The sequence below is a fragment of the Arthrobacter sp. 3Tela_A genome, assembly GCF_049311025.1.
GTDB lineage: Bacteria > Actinomycetota > Actinomycetes > Actinomycetales > Micrococcaceae > Arthrobacter_B.
The window spans coordinates 24,056-39,369 of sequence record NZ_JAXIOM010000012.1; the positions used below are offsets into that span (position 1 = coordinate 24,056).

At 69.2% G+C, this 15,314-nt stretch carries 12 protein-coding genes; all 12 read left to right on the forward strand.

Annotation, left to right across the window (positions count from 1 at the left end; genetic code table 11):
* Positions 1-147: 147 nt before the first annotated feature.
* Genes TVC13_RS05885 through TVC13_RS05940 form a run of 12 tightly spaced genes read left to right on the forward strand, consistent with a single transcriptional unit; the run spans position 148 to position 15,148 of the window.
* On the forward strand, positions 148-1,215 hold the full coding sequence (locus tag TVC13_RS05885) for a Gfo/Idh/MocA family protein (protein ID WP_422400294.1): 1,068 nt from the start codon (positions 148-150) through the stop codon (positions 1,213-1,215).
* Complete coding sequence (locus TVC13_RS05890; RefSeq protein WP_422400295.1) at positions 1,212-2,216, forward strand: NAD-dependent epimerase/dehydratase family protein; 1,005 nt, start codon at positions 1,212-1,214, stop codon at positions 2,214-2,216. The genes TVC13_RS05885 and TVC13_RS05890 overlap by 4 nt, the downstream gene beginning before the upstream one ends.
* Positions 2,213-3,355, forward strand: coding sequence for a DegT/DnrJ/EryC1/StrS family aminotransferase (locus TVC13_RS05895; RefSeq protein ID WP_422400296.1), 1,143 nt, complete (start codon positions 2,213-2,215; stop codon positions 3,353-3,355). The genes TVC13_RS05890 and TVC13_RS05895 overlap by 4 nt, the downstream gene beginning before the upstream one ends.
* Positions 3,352-4,047, forward strand: coding sequence for an acetyltransferase (locus tag TVC13_RS05900; RefSeq protein ID WP_422400297.1), 696 nt, complete (start codon positions 3,352-3,354; stop codon positions 4,045-4,047). The genes TVC13_RS05895 and TVC13_RS05900 overlap by 4 nt, the downstream gene beginning before the upstream one ends.
* A complete protein-coding gene (locus tag TVC13_RS05905) occupies positions 4,044-5,171 on the forward strand; it encodes a DegT/DnrJ/EryC1/StrS family aminotransferase (protein WP_422400298.1) in 1,128 nt (375 codons plus the stop codon). The genes TVC13_RS05900 and TVC13_RS05905 overlap by 4 nt, the downstream gene beginning before the upstream one ends.
* Complete coding sequence (locus TVC13_RS05910; protein WP_422400299.1) at positions 5,168-6,703, forward strand: oligosaccharide flippase family protein; 1,536 nt, start codon at positions 5,168-5,170, stop codon at positions 6,701-6,703. Before TVC13_RS05905 ends, TVC13_RS05910 begins: the two co-directional genes overlap by 4 nt.
* Positions 6,700-8,892, forward strand: a complete 2,193-nt coding sequence (locus tag TVC13_RS05915) for a glycosyltransferase family protein (protein WP_422400300.1) — start codon at positions 6,700-6,702, stop codon at positions 8,890-8,892. The genes TVC13_RS05910 and TVC13_RS05915 overlap by 4 nt, the downstream gene beginning before the upstream one ends.
* Positions 8,889-10,889 (forward strand): glycosyltransferase, encoded by a 2,001-nt coding sequence (locus TVC13_RS05920; protein ID WP_422400301.1) that lies wholly within the window; start codon positions 8,889-8,891, stop codon positions 10,887-10,889. The genes TVC13_RS05915 and TVC13_RS05920 overlap by 4 nt, the downstream gene beginning before the upstream one ends.
* Complete coding sequence (locus TVC13_RS05925) at positions 10,886-11,680, forward strand: hypothetical protein (protein WP_422400302.1); 795 nt, start codon at positions 10,886-10,888, stop codon at positions 11,678-11,680. The genes TVC13_RS05920 and TVC13_RS05925 overlap by 4 nt, the downstream gene beginning before the upstream one ends.
* Positions 11,677-12,414: a hypothetical protein gene (locus TVC13_RS05930; RefSeq protein WP_422400303.1), complete on the forward strand. Its 738-nt coding sequence runs from the start codon at positions 11,677-11,679 to the stop codon at positions 12,412-12,414. The genes TVC13_RS05925 and TVC13_RS05930 overlap by 4 nt, the downstream gene beginning before the upstream one ends.
* Positions 12,411-13,838: an O-antigen ligase family protein gene (locus tag TVC13_RS05935; protein WP_422400304.1), complete on the forward strand. Its 1,428-nt coding sequence runs from the start codon at positions 12,411-12,413 to the stop codon at positions 13,836-13,838. Before TVC13_RS05930 ends, TVC13_RS05935 begins: the two co-directional genes overlap by 4 nt.
* Positions 13,835-15,148, forward strand: coding sequence for a hypothetical protein (locus TVC13_RS05940; protein WP_422400305.1), 1,314 nt, complete (start codon positions 13,835-13,837; stop codon positions 15,146-15,148). Before TVC13_RS05935 ends, TVC13_RS05940 begins: the two co-directional genes overlap by 4 nt.
* Positions 15,149-15,314: the final 166 nt, after the last annotated feature.

Genomic DNA, 15,314 nt, shown 5'->3' on the forward strand with positions numbered 1-15,314 from the left:
TAACGCCGGGTAACGACCCGTAGCCGGTACTCATCCGGCCTGCTGCTGCTGCTTCGTAGGGTGACGCGCAGTCATCGAGCTCAGCCACCCGGCTGCGGACAGAACGCAGGTCTCCAAGTGCACCCTTCCCCATCCCCTGGAACGGCGTTGCCCGAAACACCGCTTTCGGTGGCAGTCATCGGCGCCGGCTACTGGGGTCCCAACCTCGCCCGCAACTTCAACGCAGGGCCGGACTGGCAGCTGGCAGCGATCTGCGACCTGGACACCGACAAGGCCACACGCCTGGCCCGGAGCGTCGGCGCGGTGCCGGTCACCGGTTCCGTTCAGGAGCTGCTGCAGAACCCGGACCTCGACGCCGTTGCCATCGCCACCCCGGCACGCACCCACCACGGGCTGGCCACAGCGGCCCTGGCCGCAGGCAAGCACGTGCTGGTGGAAAAGCCGCTGGCCGATTCCCTGGCCCGCGGGGAGCAGATGGTGGCGCAGGCCGAAGCCGCCGGGCTGGTCCTGATGGCAGACCACACCTACTGCTACACCCCCGCGGTCCTGAAAATCCGGGAGCTGGTGGCCACGGGTGAGCTGGGGGAAATCCTGTTCATCGACTCCGTGCGCATCAACCTGGGACTCATCCAGCCCGACGTCGACGTTTTCTGGGACCTGGCCCCGCACGATCTGGCCATCCTGGACTTTGTCCTGCCGGGCGGCCTGCGGCCGGTGCGGGTTTCCGCCCACGGCTCCGATCCGCTGGGCGCGGGAACCTCCTGCGTGGGCCACCTGGTCCTTGAACTGGACACCGGCGCCATGGCACACATCCACGTGAACTGGCTCAGCCCCACCAAGATCCGCCAGCTGGTGATTGGCGGCAGCCGGCGCACCCTGGTCTGGGACGATCTCAACCCGCAGCAGCGGCTGAGCGTTTATGACCGCGGCGTTGACCTTTCCCGCACGGCACGGGAAACGGGTGAAGAAGAACGCTCCCAATCCAACGTTTCCTACCGTCTCGGAGACACCTGGTCACCGGCCCTGCCCGAGCACGAGGCACTGTCCGCAATGGTCACCGAGTTCGCCGCCGCCATCCGGTCCCGGCGGCCGGCGCTGACCAGCGGCACCGCCGGGGTCCGGGTCCTTTCCGTCCTGGAAGCCGCCACCCACAGCCAGGTGAGCGGTGCCCCCGTCACCCTCCGTCCCACTCTCGAACTGGAATCCGCCTCATGACACAGACCCAATCACTGCGCGGTGCCCGCGTACTGGTCACCGGCGGCGCCGGAACCATCGGCTCCGCAATCGTTGACCAGCTGCTCGACGCCGGAGCGGGGGAGGTGCGTGTGCTGGACAACCTGGTCCGCGGGCGGCGCGCCAACCTTGCTGATGCCCTGGCCGATTCGCGCGTGAGCCTGTATGAGGCAGACATCCGGGACCGGGACGCGGTTCATGACCTCACCCGAGGCACCGACCTGGTGTTCCACCAGGCCGCCATCCGCATCACCCAGTGCGCCGAAGACCCGCGGCTGGCCCTTGAAGTGCTGGCGGACGGCACGTTCAACGTGCTGGAGGCCGCCGCTGCGCACGGAGTGGCCCGCGTGGTGGCCGCGTCCAGCGCCTCGGTCTACGGACTGGCCGAAGTGTTCCCGACGCCGGAGAACCACCACCTGCACAGCAACGACACGTTCTACGGTGCCGCGAAAGCCTTCAACGAGGGCATGCTCCGCAGCTTCCATTCCATGTACGGGCTGGCCTACACCGGGCTGCGCTACTTCAACGTCTACGGGCCGCGCATGGACGTCCACGGTGTCTACACCGAAGTGCTGGTGCGCTGGATGGAACGCATCGCGGATGGCCGCCCGCCGCTGATCTTCGGCGACGGCGCCCAGACCATGGACTTCATCTACACGGCAGACATTGCCCGGGCCAACCTCCTGGCTGCAGTGCAGAACGCACCGGCCGGGATCTACAACGTTGCCAGCGGCACGGAAACGAGCCTGCTGGAACTGGCGCAGGCGCTTCTCGGGGTCATGAACTCGGACCTCGACGTCGAATTCGGTCCCGAACGCGCCGTCAACGGCGTCACCCGGCGGCTCGCGGACACCTCCGCGGCGCACACCGACCTGGGTTTCCGGGCGGAGGTTCCGCTGGCCAAAGGCCTCGCCGAGCTGGTGCAGTGGTGGCTTCCGCTGCGCTCGGAGATCGCAGCGGGACGGGGGAGCAGCGAAGCATGAGCCGGATTAACGTGATGAAGCCGTGGCTGGGGGCCGCGGAAGCCGCCGCGGTGAGCGAAGTCATTTCCTCCGGGTGGATCGCTCAGGGACCGCGCACCGCGCAGTTCGAGGCCGCCTTCGCCGCGCGCATGGAGGCCGGACACGCAGTGGCCGCCTCCAGCTGCACCACGGCCCTGCACCTGGCGCTGATCGTCGCGGGCGTGGGCCCGGGAGACGACGTCGTTGTGCCCTCCTTCTCCTTTATTGCCACCGCCAACGCTCCCACCTATGTGGGCGCCCGGCCCGTGTTCGCAGACGTGGACCCCGGCACCGGGAACCTCACGGCTGAGACCGTCCAGGCGGCACTGACCCCGGCCACCCGCGCCGTGATCGCAGTGGACCAGGGCGGAGTGCCGGTGGACCTGGTCCCGCTGCGTGCTCTCTGCGATCCGCTGGGCATCACCGTGCTGGAGGATGCGGCCTGCGCGGCCGGTTCCCGCTACGCGGGCCGGCCCGCCGGCGCCGGCGCGGAAATCGCCGCCTGGTCCTTCCACCCCCGGAAAATCCTAACCACCGGGGAAGGGGGAATGCTCACGACGTCGAACCCCGAGTGGGCGGCACGCGCCCGGACCCTGCGCGAGCACGCCATGAGCCTCTCCGCAGCGGAACGCAGCGCCAGCATCCTGGCCCCCGCGGAGGCGTACACCGAGGTGGGCTACAACTACCGGATGACGGACCTGCAGGCAGCCGTGGGCCTGGTCCAGCTCGACCGGCTCGACGCCGTGGTGCGCCGCCGGAGGGAACTGGCAGCCGGCTACACGAAGGCGTTCGCGGAGATCGAGTTCCTGCGCCCGGTCGCCGACCCGCCATGGGGCGAATCGAACTTCCAGTCCTACTGGGTTGAAGTCCTCCCCGGTTTTGGCACGGACCGCAACGGGGTGCTCGAGGCACTCGCCGGGCAGGAGATCTCCGCGCGCCGCGGCATCATGGCAGCGCATCTGGAACCAGCCTACCGGCACCGGGACACGGGCTCCGCGCCGCTGGAAGCCACCGAACGGCTCAGCGCCAACACCCTCATCCTGCCGCTGTTCCACGAAATGACCGAGTCCGAACAGGCGAGGGTGATCGAGGCCGTGGCCGGCAGCGGCAGGAAACCATGAGCATACCGACGCTGGTGCTGCTGGGGGCCGGAGGGCTGGCGCGTGAAGTGCTGGCCGCGCTGCGGCGCACCCAGGAGTACCGGATCTTCGGGTTCCTGGATGATGACCGCGCCCTGCACTCCTCGATGGTGGACGGGGTTCCCGTGCTCGGCGGGCTCAGCGACGCAGGGAACTACCCGCGCTGCAGCTTCCTGGCCTGCGCAGGTTCCGGAACGGCGCGTGCCGGCATGGTCCAGACGCTGGCCCGGTCCGGCGTGGGGGAAGACCGGTTCGCCACCTTCGTGGACCCGGCAGTGCACCTGAGTGACGGCTGCACCGTGGGGGCCGGAAGTATCCTGCTCGCCGGGACAGTCCTGACGGCCGCCGTCACGGTGGGCCGTCACGTCGCCGTGATGCCCAACTGCACCCTGACGCACGACGACGTGGTGGAGGACTACGCCACCCTCACCTCGGGCGTGTGCCTGGGCGGAGGCGTGCGCATCGGTTCCGGGGCCTACCTGGGCATGGGCGCCACCGTCCGGCAGGGCGTACGGATCGGGGCAGGCACCGTGGTGGGCATGGGATCGGCGGTCCTGCGGGATCTTCCCGGCGGCCAGACCTGGGCCGGAGTGCCCGCCAGGGAACTGCGGGCCGCGGCTGAACGCGTGCCGGCTGCGGTTCCGGGACCAAAGAACTGGAAGGACCCCCGATGAAGACACCTCCTGCCCTGAAGGTGCCGCTGGTGGACCTGGCTGCACAGCATGCCGAAGTCGACGAGGAAATCCAGGCCGGGCTCAAGGAAGTCTTTGCCGCCACCGCGTTTATCGGCGGCCGCCATGTTGCCGGCTTCGAGGAAGCCTACGGCCAGTGGCTCGGCAGTGCCCACTGCGTAGGAGTTGCCAACGGCACCGACGCGCTGGAACTGGCGCTGCGGGCCTGCGGCGTGGAACCCGGGACGGAAGTGATCCTGCCGGCCAACACTTTCATTGCCACCGCGGAAGCGGTTTCCCGTGCCGGCGCCCTGCCGGTGCTGGCCGACGTCGATCCCGAACACCTGCTCATCGACCCGGCCAAGGCAGCCCAGGCAGCAGGACCCAAGACCCGCGCCCTGATGCCCGTGCACCTGTTCGGGCAGACGGCCCCCGTGGAGGCGCTGGCCTTCACTGCCAGGCGCTTTGGCGCGGCGATCGTGGAAGACGCCGCGCAGGCACAGGGCGCCGAACGGTTTGGCCGGAAGGCCGGAACCCTGGGCGACGCCGCGGGAACCAGTTTCTACCCCGGCAAGAACCTCGGTGCCGCGGGGGACGCCGGAGCGGTCCTGACCGAAGACACTGACACGGCTGACCGGGTGCGGCTGCTCGCGGACCACGGCAGCCGGGTTAAGTACCGGCACGAAGTGGCGGGCATGAACTCGCGGCTGGACGCGGTGCAGGCTGTGGTGCTGAGCGCCAAACTCAAGCGGCTCGCAGCATGGAACCAGCGGCGCCGGGACGCTGCGTCCGCCTACCAGGAACTGCTCGCCGGGATTCCCGGGCTGGTGCTGCCGGCCAGCGCGGACGGCAACACGGATGTCTGGCACATCTACGCGGTTCGGGTCCCGGCCGAAGAACGGGAGAGGATCCTGCGGGTGCTCACGGACGCGGGCATCGGCGCCGGAATCCATTACCCGGTGCCGGTGCACCTGACCGGTGCCTACGCCCATCTGGGCTACGGTCCGGGAGACTTCCCGGTGAGCGAGGACGCCGCTGCCCGCCTGCTCTCGCTGCCGCTGCATCCGCACCTGAGCCGGACACAGCAGGAATACGTCGCCGAAACGCTCGGCCAGGCGCTGCGGTGACAGCCCCGTCAGAGTCCGCCGGCCTGGCAGGCATCGGGGCGCGTGCCGTCCGCGGCGCCCTCTGGAGCGGTGCGAACGCGCTGATGATGAAGCTGGCGGGGATTGCCGTCATGGTGGTTGTGGTGCGGCTGGTGACCCCGCATGAATTCGGCGTCTTTGCCGCTGCCCTGGTTGTCCACGCGATCGTCTCCAGCTTCGGTGAACTGGGCCTGTCCTCCTGCGTTGCCCGGCGGGACCTGGATCCGGACCGGGTGGCCTCAACCGTGGCCCTGCTCGCCATCCTCAGCTCTTTCGCCCTGGCCGCCGGCATGGCCCTGGCCGCGGATCCGCTCGCCGGGCTGCTTGGCGTGCCGGAGGCAGCTGCTCCCATCCGGGTCCTGGCCATCGCCGTCGTCCTGGGCGGTGTCTTCACCGTTCCCGGAGCGCTGCTGGTCCGAGAGTTCCGGCAGGGCAAGGTGTTCCTCGCGTCCGCGGTTGCCTTTCTGCCGGCGAACCTGGTGCTGGTGCTGATGGCAATGAACGGCGACGGAGCCATGGCCTTCGCCTGGTCCCGCGTGGTCAGCCAGCTCATCAGCGGCGTGGTCATGGCGCTGAGCGTGGACCGGACGTACTGGCCGCGGCTGCGCCGGGCGGAAGTGGGGCCGGTGCTGCGCTTCGGACTGCCGCTGGCGGGTGCGAACCTGCTGGGCTACAGCCTGCTCAACGCCGACTACGCGATCATCGGCGCCTTCCTGGGACCGGTGGAACTAGGCATCTACACCCTGGCTTTCACCGTGGCGTCCTGGTCCACCTCCGTGATGAGCTCCACGATCAATTCAGTAGCGATGCCGGCGTTCTCCGCGATGGGCGCCGGATCGGCGGAACTGCGCGGATTCCTGTCCCGGACCTCCCGCCTGGTCGCCCTCATCGCGTTCCCCGTCACTGCCCTGACCGTGGCGCTCGCCGGGGAGCTGGTGGCCGTGCTCTACGGGGGAACCTGGGCGCCGGCGGCTCTGGTGCTGAGGATCCTGGCGCTGTACGGAGGTGTCTTTGCGCTTTCGCTGCTGTTCTCGAACCTGCTGGTAGGCCAGGGGCGGGCCGGCGCCGTCTTCGGCGTGCAGGCGGCGTGGCTGGTGCTGCTCGTCCCTGCGGTCGGTCTCAGTCTGGGCCCGTTCGGGCTGCCCGGCGCCGCGTGGGTACACGTCGCCGTGATCACCGCAGTCATCATGCCGCTGTACCTGCGGGCAGTCCGGGGCACTGTTCCGGCTCCCGGCCGGCTCCTGGCCCGGGCAGCGGCAGCACCGGCGCTGGCTGCTTCCGCAGCTGCCGTGCTGGCTCTGGCAGCCGCCTCCCTTGCCGGCGGGGACGTGGGCCGGCTGCTGCTGGGCGGGTTCACCGGCTGCGCCACCTACCTGGTGCTCAGCGCTCCGATGCTCCGCCGGGTCCTACCGGAGGCGGTGCGGGGACGGGCCGGAAACCTGCTGGCAGCCTACGACCGACTGGAACGCCCGCTGCTGGCACGGCTGCGGCCAACCAAGGAGAGCACCGTATGATCCCCGCGACCCAGAGCAAACCGAGGCTGCTGTTCTTCCGCTGGGCCAAGCCCGGGCTGCCGGGCTTCCTCAACCGGCACCTGGATGAACACGTGCAGACCCTGCAGCACTTCTTCGACGTGCGGGTCATTGACCGGGACTGCGACTACGGTGCGGAATGCGACGCGTTCGAACCCGACCTGTGCGTGTTCGAATCCGGTGTCTACGCCGGGGAACGCAGCATCCGGAACACCGCAGGCCGCCCGGAGATCCCCAAACTCGGGTTCCTGCATTCGGACCCCTATGACCTGGCCCGCGCCGTCTTCCTCTCAGACATGGACCGGTGGGGTGTGGAGCAGTTTTTCACCACGTCCGTGGCCATGGCCGAGTACACGCCGGAGATCGCGGACCGCCTGTTCGTCTGGCCGAATTCCGTGGACCCGGCGGTCTTCCATCCCTATCCCGTGGAGAAGAACATTCCGGTCCTGTTCACCGGCAGCCAGGAACGCCACTACCCCTGGCGCAACGCCGTCGGCCGGGTGCTGTCCCGCAGCTTCGCCACCATGACCATGCCGCACTACGGATGGGGCAAGGCCGGCGGCCGCACCGTCTTCGGGGAAGACTATGCCCGGCTGCTCAGCGCCAGCATGTTCGTGCCCGCGTGCGGCAGCATGTCCCGGGACCTGGTGCGCAAGCATCTTGAAATCCCCGCGGCCGGGGCCTGCCTGGTAGCGGAGGACAGCCCCGCGCTCGCCGCCTTCGGATTCACGGACATGCAGAACTGCGTGCTCGGTGATGCCGGCGAGATCGCCGAGAAGCTCGATGCGCTGCTGGCCGACCGCCCCCGGCTGGACGGCATAGTTGCTGCCGGGCAACAACTGGTGCACGAGGCCCATGTGCAGGCCCGCCGCAGCCAGGTACTCGAATGGCTGCAGCTTCAGGCAGTGCAGCGTCCCGGAGAGAGGATAGTGCAGGCCGGTCCCGCCGGAAGCCTGTTCCTGGCTCCGGCGGAAAACGCCCCGGCTGTTTTCCGGACGGGCGGGCGGGACCGCGCGTTCCTCGAGGCCGGATGGGAGCTGCTCCGGGAACAGGACACCGAGGGAGCCCGGCGGGAGTTCCTGAAGTGCCTGAACTACTACTTCATTCCCGAGGCCGTGATTGGTGCGGCCTGGACCGACCTGGCTGCAGGCAACGCCGAGGCCGCCCGGGACTGGACCACGCAGGCACTGGTGGATACCTTTACGGACCGTTCGGCCCCGGACCCGGACCCGGTGCTGTGGGCAACCCATCTGCGGGCCCTGCTGTGTGCCGGGGAACGTGACCAGGCGGTAGCCGGCGCGCTGCGCTTCGAGCAGCTGCGCCACCCCGAACTTGACCGCGTGCGGCGGTGCCTGGGAGTTCCCGTCGCAGGCAGCGCACCGGCGCGGGCTTCGGTCTGCCCCGTACCGGAGGACTCAGCAGAAGAATGGAACGCGGAGCTCCGGCGCCACCTGAGCGCCTGCAGCCAGCCGCTGAGCGGACTGCAGTTCATCGCTGCGGACTCCGGACTTCCGCTGGCCGGAACCGAACCCGAAGGTGCGGGCTCCGGTAACTCCGGTCTCCGGCACGGCGGCCCGCTGCGCCGGTTGCAGGACACCGCGGAGCACACCCTGCGCCGGACCCGGCAGCGGATGCTGCGCCGCCTGCGCTGGAGGCTGCGCACCGGCGCGGTCCGCCGCCTGCGGATAGGGCTTTCTCCGCTGAAACAGCGGCTGGTCACCGACGAGTTCTCCCGGACGCTCACCGACGTGCTGCGCCGGGAAGGACTCGACTCCGCCGTCCTGTACGGCGAACCGTCCGGCAGCCGGCTGGAGCGGGCACTGGACCGGGGGCTGGCGCTGAACCCCTCACTGCCCCCGCTCACAATCCAGCGGTCCTCCGCATCGCACCCGGCGCCCCATCTGAAGGCGCTCCGGACCGCTGCCTTCGTGACGGACGCCTCCGCAGCGGAAGAGAGCGTTGAATTCCTTTCCGGCTGTGCCCTGGTGGTTTTGGCGGACACCGTCTCACCCGCCGGGTACCGGCTGCTGGCCGGCCTGACCACCGGCAGCCGCCTAGTGCTGCTGGCCCACGATCCGGTGCGCGGCACTGCACTGCTGGGCAGTACCGGGAGGATCCCGCGCGGTTCCGGCGGCCAGCCGCTTTCCCATGCAGAAGGGAGCCTGCCGTGAACAAGGGAACGCTGGTCTGGATGGCAGGCACCCGCTGGGACAATCTGGCTGGTACCGAAAAACGCCTTGCCGGAGCGCTGGCCGATTACCGGGAAGTGCTTTGGGTTGATCCGCCGGCACCGGTTTTCGGCGGCACCGCCGGGGGACTGCGGCCCGCAGCCGTCGAGGTTGTTCCGCAGCTCACCCGGCTGATCGTGCCCGTACTGCCCGGAGCCTGGCGGCCGGTGCTGGGCACAGCGGCCCGCTGGCTGCTGCACCGGGCCGTGCGGACGGCCACCGGGGCAGGCAGGCTGCCCGGCGCCGTCGTTGTGGCCGGGCCGCTGGCAAGCTTCCCGCGGCTGGAAACCGGAGTGAAAGTCTTCTTTGTAACCGATGACTGGCTGTCCGGAGCCGCGCTGATGGGACTTTCCGAGGCGCGGATACGCCGCACCATGCTGCGGAACCTCGCGGAGGCTGAAGTAGTTGCCGCCGTGACCGGGGACCTGGCTGAGCGGTTGCGCCGGCTGCGGCCGGGAACTGCGGTTCTGCACCTCCCCAACGGGTGTGTGGCGCCCCCCCCGGGGGGGCCGCCCCACGGGACCAACGCGGAACGCCGGGGCGTTGTGCTGCTGGGACAGCTGAACGAACGGCTGGACCTTGGCATCCTCAGGGCCGTGGCCGCCGCCGGGATTCCGCTGGCGCTCGTCGGTCCGCGCACGGAGCGGGACCCGGAGGTACGGGCGGAACTCGATGCCCTGCTGGGGCACGGCAGCGTGACGTGGGAGGGCGAAATTCCGCCGGCAGAGGTCCCCGGCCGGCTCGCCCGCGCCGCGGCAGGCATCACGCCCTACGCGGACAACGAGTTCAACCGGTCCAGCTTCCCGCTGAAAACACTGGATTACCTCGCCGCCGGACTGCCGGTTGTCTCCACCGACCTCCCGGCCGCCCGCTGGCTCGGCACCGGCCACGTGGTCCGGGAAAACAGCCCGGAGGCATTCACCGCGGCACTGCGGAAGGTCCTGGCCGAACCGGCGGATCCCGTCCGGGTCCGGGAGCGGCAGCAGCTGGCCGGGCAGCATTCCTGGGATGCCCGGGCGCGCACAATGCTGGACGCCGTCGACGCCGCGGCCGGGGACTGGACGGGCGACCACTTCCTGATCACCCGCTTCAACCTGCCCACCCCCGGACCTGAATCCCTGGTGCGGGCCCGCGAGGGCTGGCTGCGCGAGCGGGCCGGGCTGTTTGAACGTTATTGCCTGCCCTCCGTGGCGGTGCAGACCAGCACCCGTTTCAAGTGGCTGATCTACTTCGATCCGGAAAGTCCGGCCTGGCTGCGCGAACGGATCAGCGAATGGTCCGCAGACGGACTGTTCACCCCGGTCTACCGGACCGCAGTGGAGAAGGGCGATCTGCTCGCCGATCTCCGCCGCCTGGTTCCGGAGCCGGCAGGGATGCTGATGACCACCAACCTGGACAACGACGACGGCATTGCCGCCGACTTTGTCCAGCGGCTGCAGCAGGCGGCAGCGAAGACCGCCGGCCGCACCGCCCTGTACCTGCCGAGCGGGCTCATCCTGGCCGGCACCGGGCTCTTCGCCCGCCGCGACCGGACCAACGCTTTTTGCAGTGTGGCCGAACCGTGGCCGGATGCTGTGACCTGCTGGGCGGACTGGCACACCCTGCTGGGACGCAGCATGCCGGTGCGGGAAGTCCCCGGCCCGGCAGGCTGGCTCCAGGTGGTCCACGGCGGGAACGTCAGCAACCGGGTCCGCGGCTTCCGGGTTTCCGCGGAAGCCCACCGGCAGCGTTTCCCCGGCCTGCTCAGCGGCGCGCAGCCCCCGGGCCCGGCCGAACGGGCCCGGGAACTGCTGCTGGACACGCCGCGGCGTGCATTGGGTTCCGGGGTCCGGGCGGCAGCCAAGACAGTGCTGCTGCGCACCGTTGGCAAGGACGGCCTGGACCGGGTCAAGGAACGCATCGGTGCCCTGCGCGGCGCTGGAACAAGGGAGATGCCGTGACCACGCCGCAAAGCCTGAAGGTGATTGTCCGCCGCTGGTATCTTGTCGTTTCCGGGATCCTGTTCACCGCCGTGCTGTGCTGGGGTGCCAGCCAGGTTGTCCCGCCGTCCTATGACGCGCAGGGCAGCATGGTGCTGATGCCGCCGCCGGCTGCCGTCGGGGATGAAGGAAACCCGTACCTGCAGCTGGGCGGGATGAGCGAGGCACTGGACGTACTGGTGCGGCAGGCGAACGCACCCGCGGTACGGGACCGGGTGCTGGAGGCCTACCCGTCGGCGACATACACGATCGAACCCGACCGGAGCACCAGCGGCTCTATCGTGGTTGTCCAGGCAACGGCGGAAACCGAAGCCGAGTCCCTGACCGTCCTGGACCAGGCGATGGAAACCCTCCCTGCCGTGCTGACCCGCATGCAGGACGAACTGGCCGTCATCCCGGTGCAGCGGATCGACATCATGCCGGTGGTGGTGGACGCGGAAGCCACCCTGAACTCGAAGCAGACGCTGCAGATGCTGGCCGTGACCGTGGTGGTGGGCCTGTCTGGAACGCTGATGTTCACCGCCCTGGCCGACGGGCTGCTGCTGGCCCGGGCGGGGCGGACCGAAACCCCTGCCGCAGAGTCCCGGCACCGCCGAGGCGCCGGCGCTGACGGACCGGACCCGCACCCGCCGACCCGCGCCGGCAGCCGGCGCGCCACACCGGCGGCACCGGCCGCTTCGGCGGCACCGGCGGCAGCGGAGAAGCACGGAACCACGGATCCGCTGGTCGGGGAAGACGCCAGGGCGCGGTGACTCCCGCCCAGCTCCTGAGTGTGCTGCGGCGCCGCTGGTACGTGCTGCTGGCGGGACTCTGCTGCACGGGACTCGCGTTCGTGTTCCTAAGCCAGTCCGCTCCGGTCTATGCCGCGCAGTCGGACCTGGTGTTCCTGGAACCCGGCACCCCGGGACAGGGCCGCACCCTCACCGGCACCGAACCGCAGACCCTGATTGACTTCACCGCCATCGTGGAGCGCCAGTACCTGGCCGGAACCAAGTCCGCGAAACTCGCCTCGCCCACCGCCTCCCTCTTCGGAACCGGCATCCGCGAAGGCACCTCGGTTGGCATGCTGGACACCGGCGGGCAGTGGCTCTCCTCCTTCAGCCGGCCGGTGCTTTCGGTACAGGCCGCCGCACCCACCCCGGAGAAAGTCGCCGCGGAAATCGACCGGGTCCACGCCGAAGTGCGGGAGGTCAGCGATGCGCTGCAGCTGGAAGCCGGCGCCCGTCCGGATGCCCTGATCACCGTGGAGCGCGCACCGGAGGATTTGATCATCACTTCCTTCGGCAAAACCCGGATGGGAGAGGCTAAAGCCGTGCTGGTGCTGGCGATCACCGGCCTGGGACTTTCCTGCGCCGCCGCCGCCGCAGCCGATGTGTTCGCCGCCCGCCGCGCCGGAACCGGCGGCAGGACCGGAGGCAGAACCGGCGGACGGCACCGGCAAGCGGCATCCAGGCCCCTACCGGAGCCCGCCGGGAGCGCAGCGTGAGTGCGCCGGGAACCGGGCCGTCCCGGACGGCTGGGGCCCGCAGCGGCGGGGAGCCTGCCGCCCCTGTGGCGGGCGACGTCGTTTCCTTCCTGACCGTGTACCTCATCCTCACCCTGGCGGTGCCGTCCTACCTGACCATCACGGCACTGGGATCCATGGGCAGACCCTCCACACTGTGGGCCCTGCTGGGATTGTTCTGGTGGTTCTTCGAACGGCTGCGCCGCACCACACGGCTGAACGCAGGATCCAAGGCGGTGCGGTGGATCCTGCTGCTGTTCCTGGCCGCCGTGCTGCTCAGCTATGCGGTGTCGAACCTGCAGGGCATGCCGCCCAGTGAATCCTCCCCGGCAGACAGCGGCATGCTGCGCGTTGCCGGCTGGGTTGGCATAGCGCTGCTGGCCAATGACGGAATCGTGTCTCCCCGGCGGTGGCTGACGCTGATCCGGCGGCTGGTGCTCATCAGCGGCCTGTCCGGTCTGCTGGGACTGGCACAGTTCATCACCAGCCAGACACTCCTTGACTGGGTATCCCTTCCCGGATTCAGTGCCGAGGGCGGACATGAGGTCTCCAGCCGCGGGGATTTCATCCGCCCTTCCGGGACGGCAACGCAGCCATTGGAATACGCCGTCGTGCTGTCCATGGCCCTGCCCCTGTCCCTGACGCTGGCGCTGTGGGACAGGGGCCGCAGCTTGGCGGCACGCTGGTGGCCGGCGCTGGCGCTGACACTTGCCTGCATTATGTCCGGCTCCCGCTCGGCCTTCATCGGAGCCGCAGTGGGGGTACTGTTCCTCATTCCCACCTGGCCGTCAGCGGTCCGGATCCGGGTGCTCGGCGCGTTCGCCGTGCTGCTGGGGCTGGTGTACGTGAGTGTGCCCGGCATCGCCGGCACCGTCCGGGGCATGTTCCAGACGCTGGGCAATGATTCGAGTTCCCTGTCCCGGACCGAGAGTTATGTGGTGGCAGCGGAGATTGCCGTCCGGAACCTGTTTTTCGGGCGGGGGTTTGGCACGTTCCTGCCCAATTACCGCATTTTCGACAACGGCTACCTGACCGCTCTGGTGGAAGTGGGCATCATCGGCCTGGCGCTGCTTCTCCTGCTGCTGTCGGCCGGGATCTGGGCTGCCCTGTCCACGGCCTACACCCGGTTCCCGGCTAGCAGCCTGTCCCGGGCGCTGGGCGCCGGGCTTGCCGCCGCCATCCTGGCCGGGGCGGTGCTGCTGTCCTTCTTCGACGGGCTGAACTTCTCCATTTCCGCTGCCCTGCTGTTCCTTTCCGTGGGTTTGGGCGGCGCCTACCGCGGACTCGCTGGGCCCGGAGCCGGTATCGGATCCGGTATTGGGGAGCCGGGCTTCGACGGGCCGGCTGCCCGGGGCCCGGACAGCTCCGGCGGCGGGCGAACGGCAGGTTTGGGTGGTCCGCCGTGATCCGCAGCGCGAAGCAGCATCGCAGAACGGCAGCCGCTGCCGGCGCACTGGCAGCGGTCAGCGCGCTCGCTGCAGCCGCACTGGCCGGGTGCAGCGCTGATGCCCGGCCCGACCCGGCGGAGCCGACGCCGCCGGTACTGTCCCTTCCCCGCGTTCCCTGGGAGGGCGGCGCTGAATACTGGGCTTCCTTCCCCAATGCGGAAGCGGCGGGGTGGACGGATCCGGGCTTCTTCCCGGTTGTCGCCTGGCACAACGGAATCAGCACCGGTGAAGAGGTGCAGTATGACAAATCCCTGGGCATCAACACCTACATCGGGATGTCGGAGGAGACGCCGTTCAGCCTGTTCGAGGACAACGGCGTGTTCTGGATCGGGGACCGCCTCAACGACTCCTTTGATCCCGGGAGCCCCAACTGGGTAGGTACGTTCCTGGACGATGAAGTGGACGGCCGCTTCAGCCCGGCGGACGGCCTGCGCCAGCTGGAGACCCGCGCCGCGCAGGCACCGCCGGGAACCTTCCGGATGGCGAACTTCACCCAGATGATCATCAGCAATGACTTCCCCGCCGCGGAGGCCGAGGCACTGGTGAACGGACCCACCGACGTCGTATCCATGGACATGTACTGGTACACGGTTCCGCACTGCTCGCTCCAGCCGTACCGCAGCCCCTATCTGGTGGAGATCACCCAGCCGGCCTGCCGCACCGCTTCCAGCTACGGCCGCGCCGTCCAGGCCTTGCGGATGCGCGACGCCGCAGACGGTGAGCTGCAGCAGCTCTGGCACTTCGTGGAGAACCTGAACGGGGGACCGGCAGAGGGCACCTACTCCGGGTATATCCAGCCTGGCCAGGTCCAGGGAGCGGTAATGAGCGCCGTGATCAACGAGGCCCGCGGCATCCTGTACTTCAACCAGAGTTTCTCGGGGGACTGCATGACCTCCAACGTCTTCCGCGCCTCCCAGCTGGACCCCGCGTTCTGCGGGCAGGAACAGGTACAGGCCGTGGGGGAGGTGAACCGGCAGATCCACGAACTGGCGCCGGTAATCAACACCCAGTCCTACGAGTACTCCTTTGGCCCCGGCCTGGACACCATGCTGAAGGTTCACGACGGATACGCCTACGTGTTCGCCATGGCCGACGGCGGCACGGAGCCGGGGCCGCGGACCTTCCTGCTCCCGGAAGGGATCGCCCCCGGCGAGGTCGAAGTCCTCTTTGAAGACCGTGCCCTCGCCGTCAACAGCGGCGGGACGTTCCAGGACAGCTTCGAGAACGAGTACACCTTCCACATCTACCGGCTGCCGCTGGACGGGTAGGGCTGCCCGAACTACCCGGTACCCATGCACGCCGGTGCGGCAGGGACAGGCAGGTGCCCGGTAATCGAGCGGGCGAATACGCGGCTCCCGCCGGTAACCACCACTTGCCCGGTTTTCGGCCCGGACTCCTAGCGTTGTCACCCCGGCAGGTCAATTCAGAACAGGT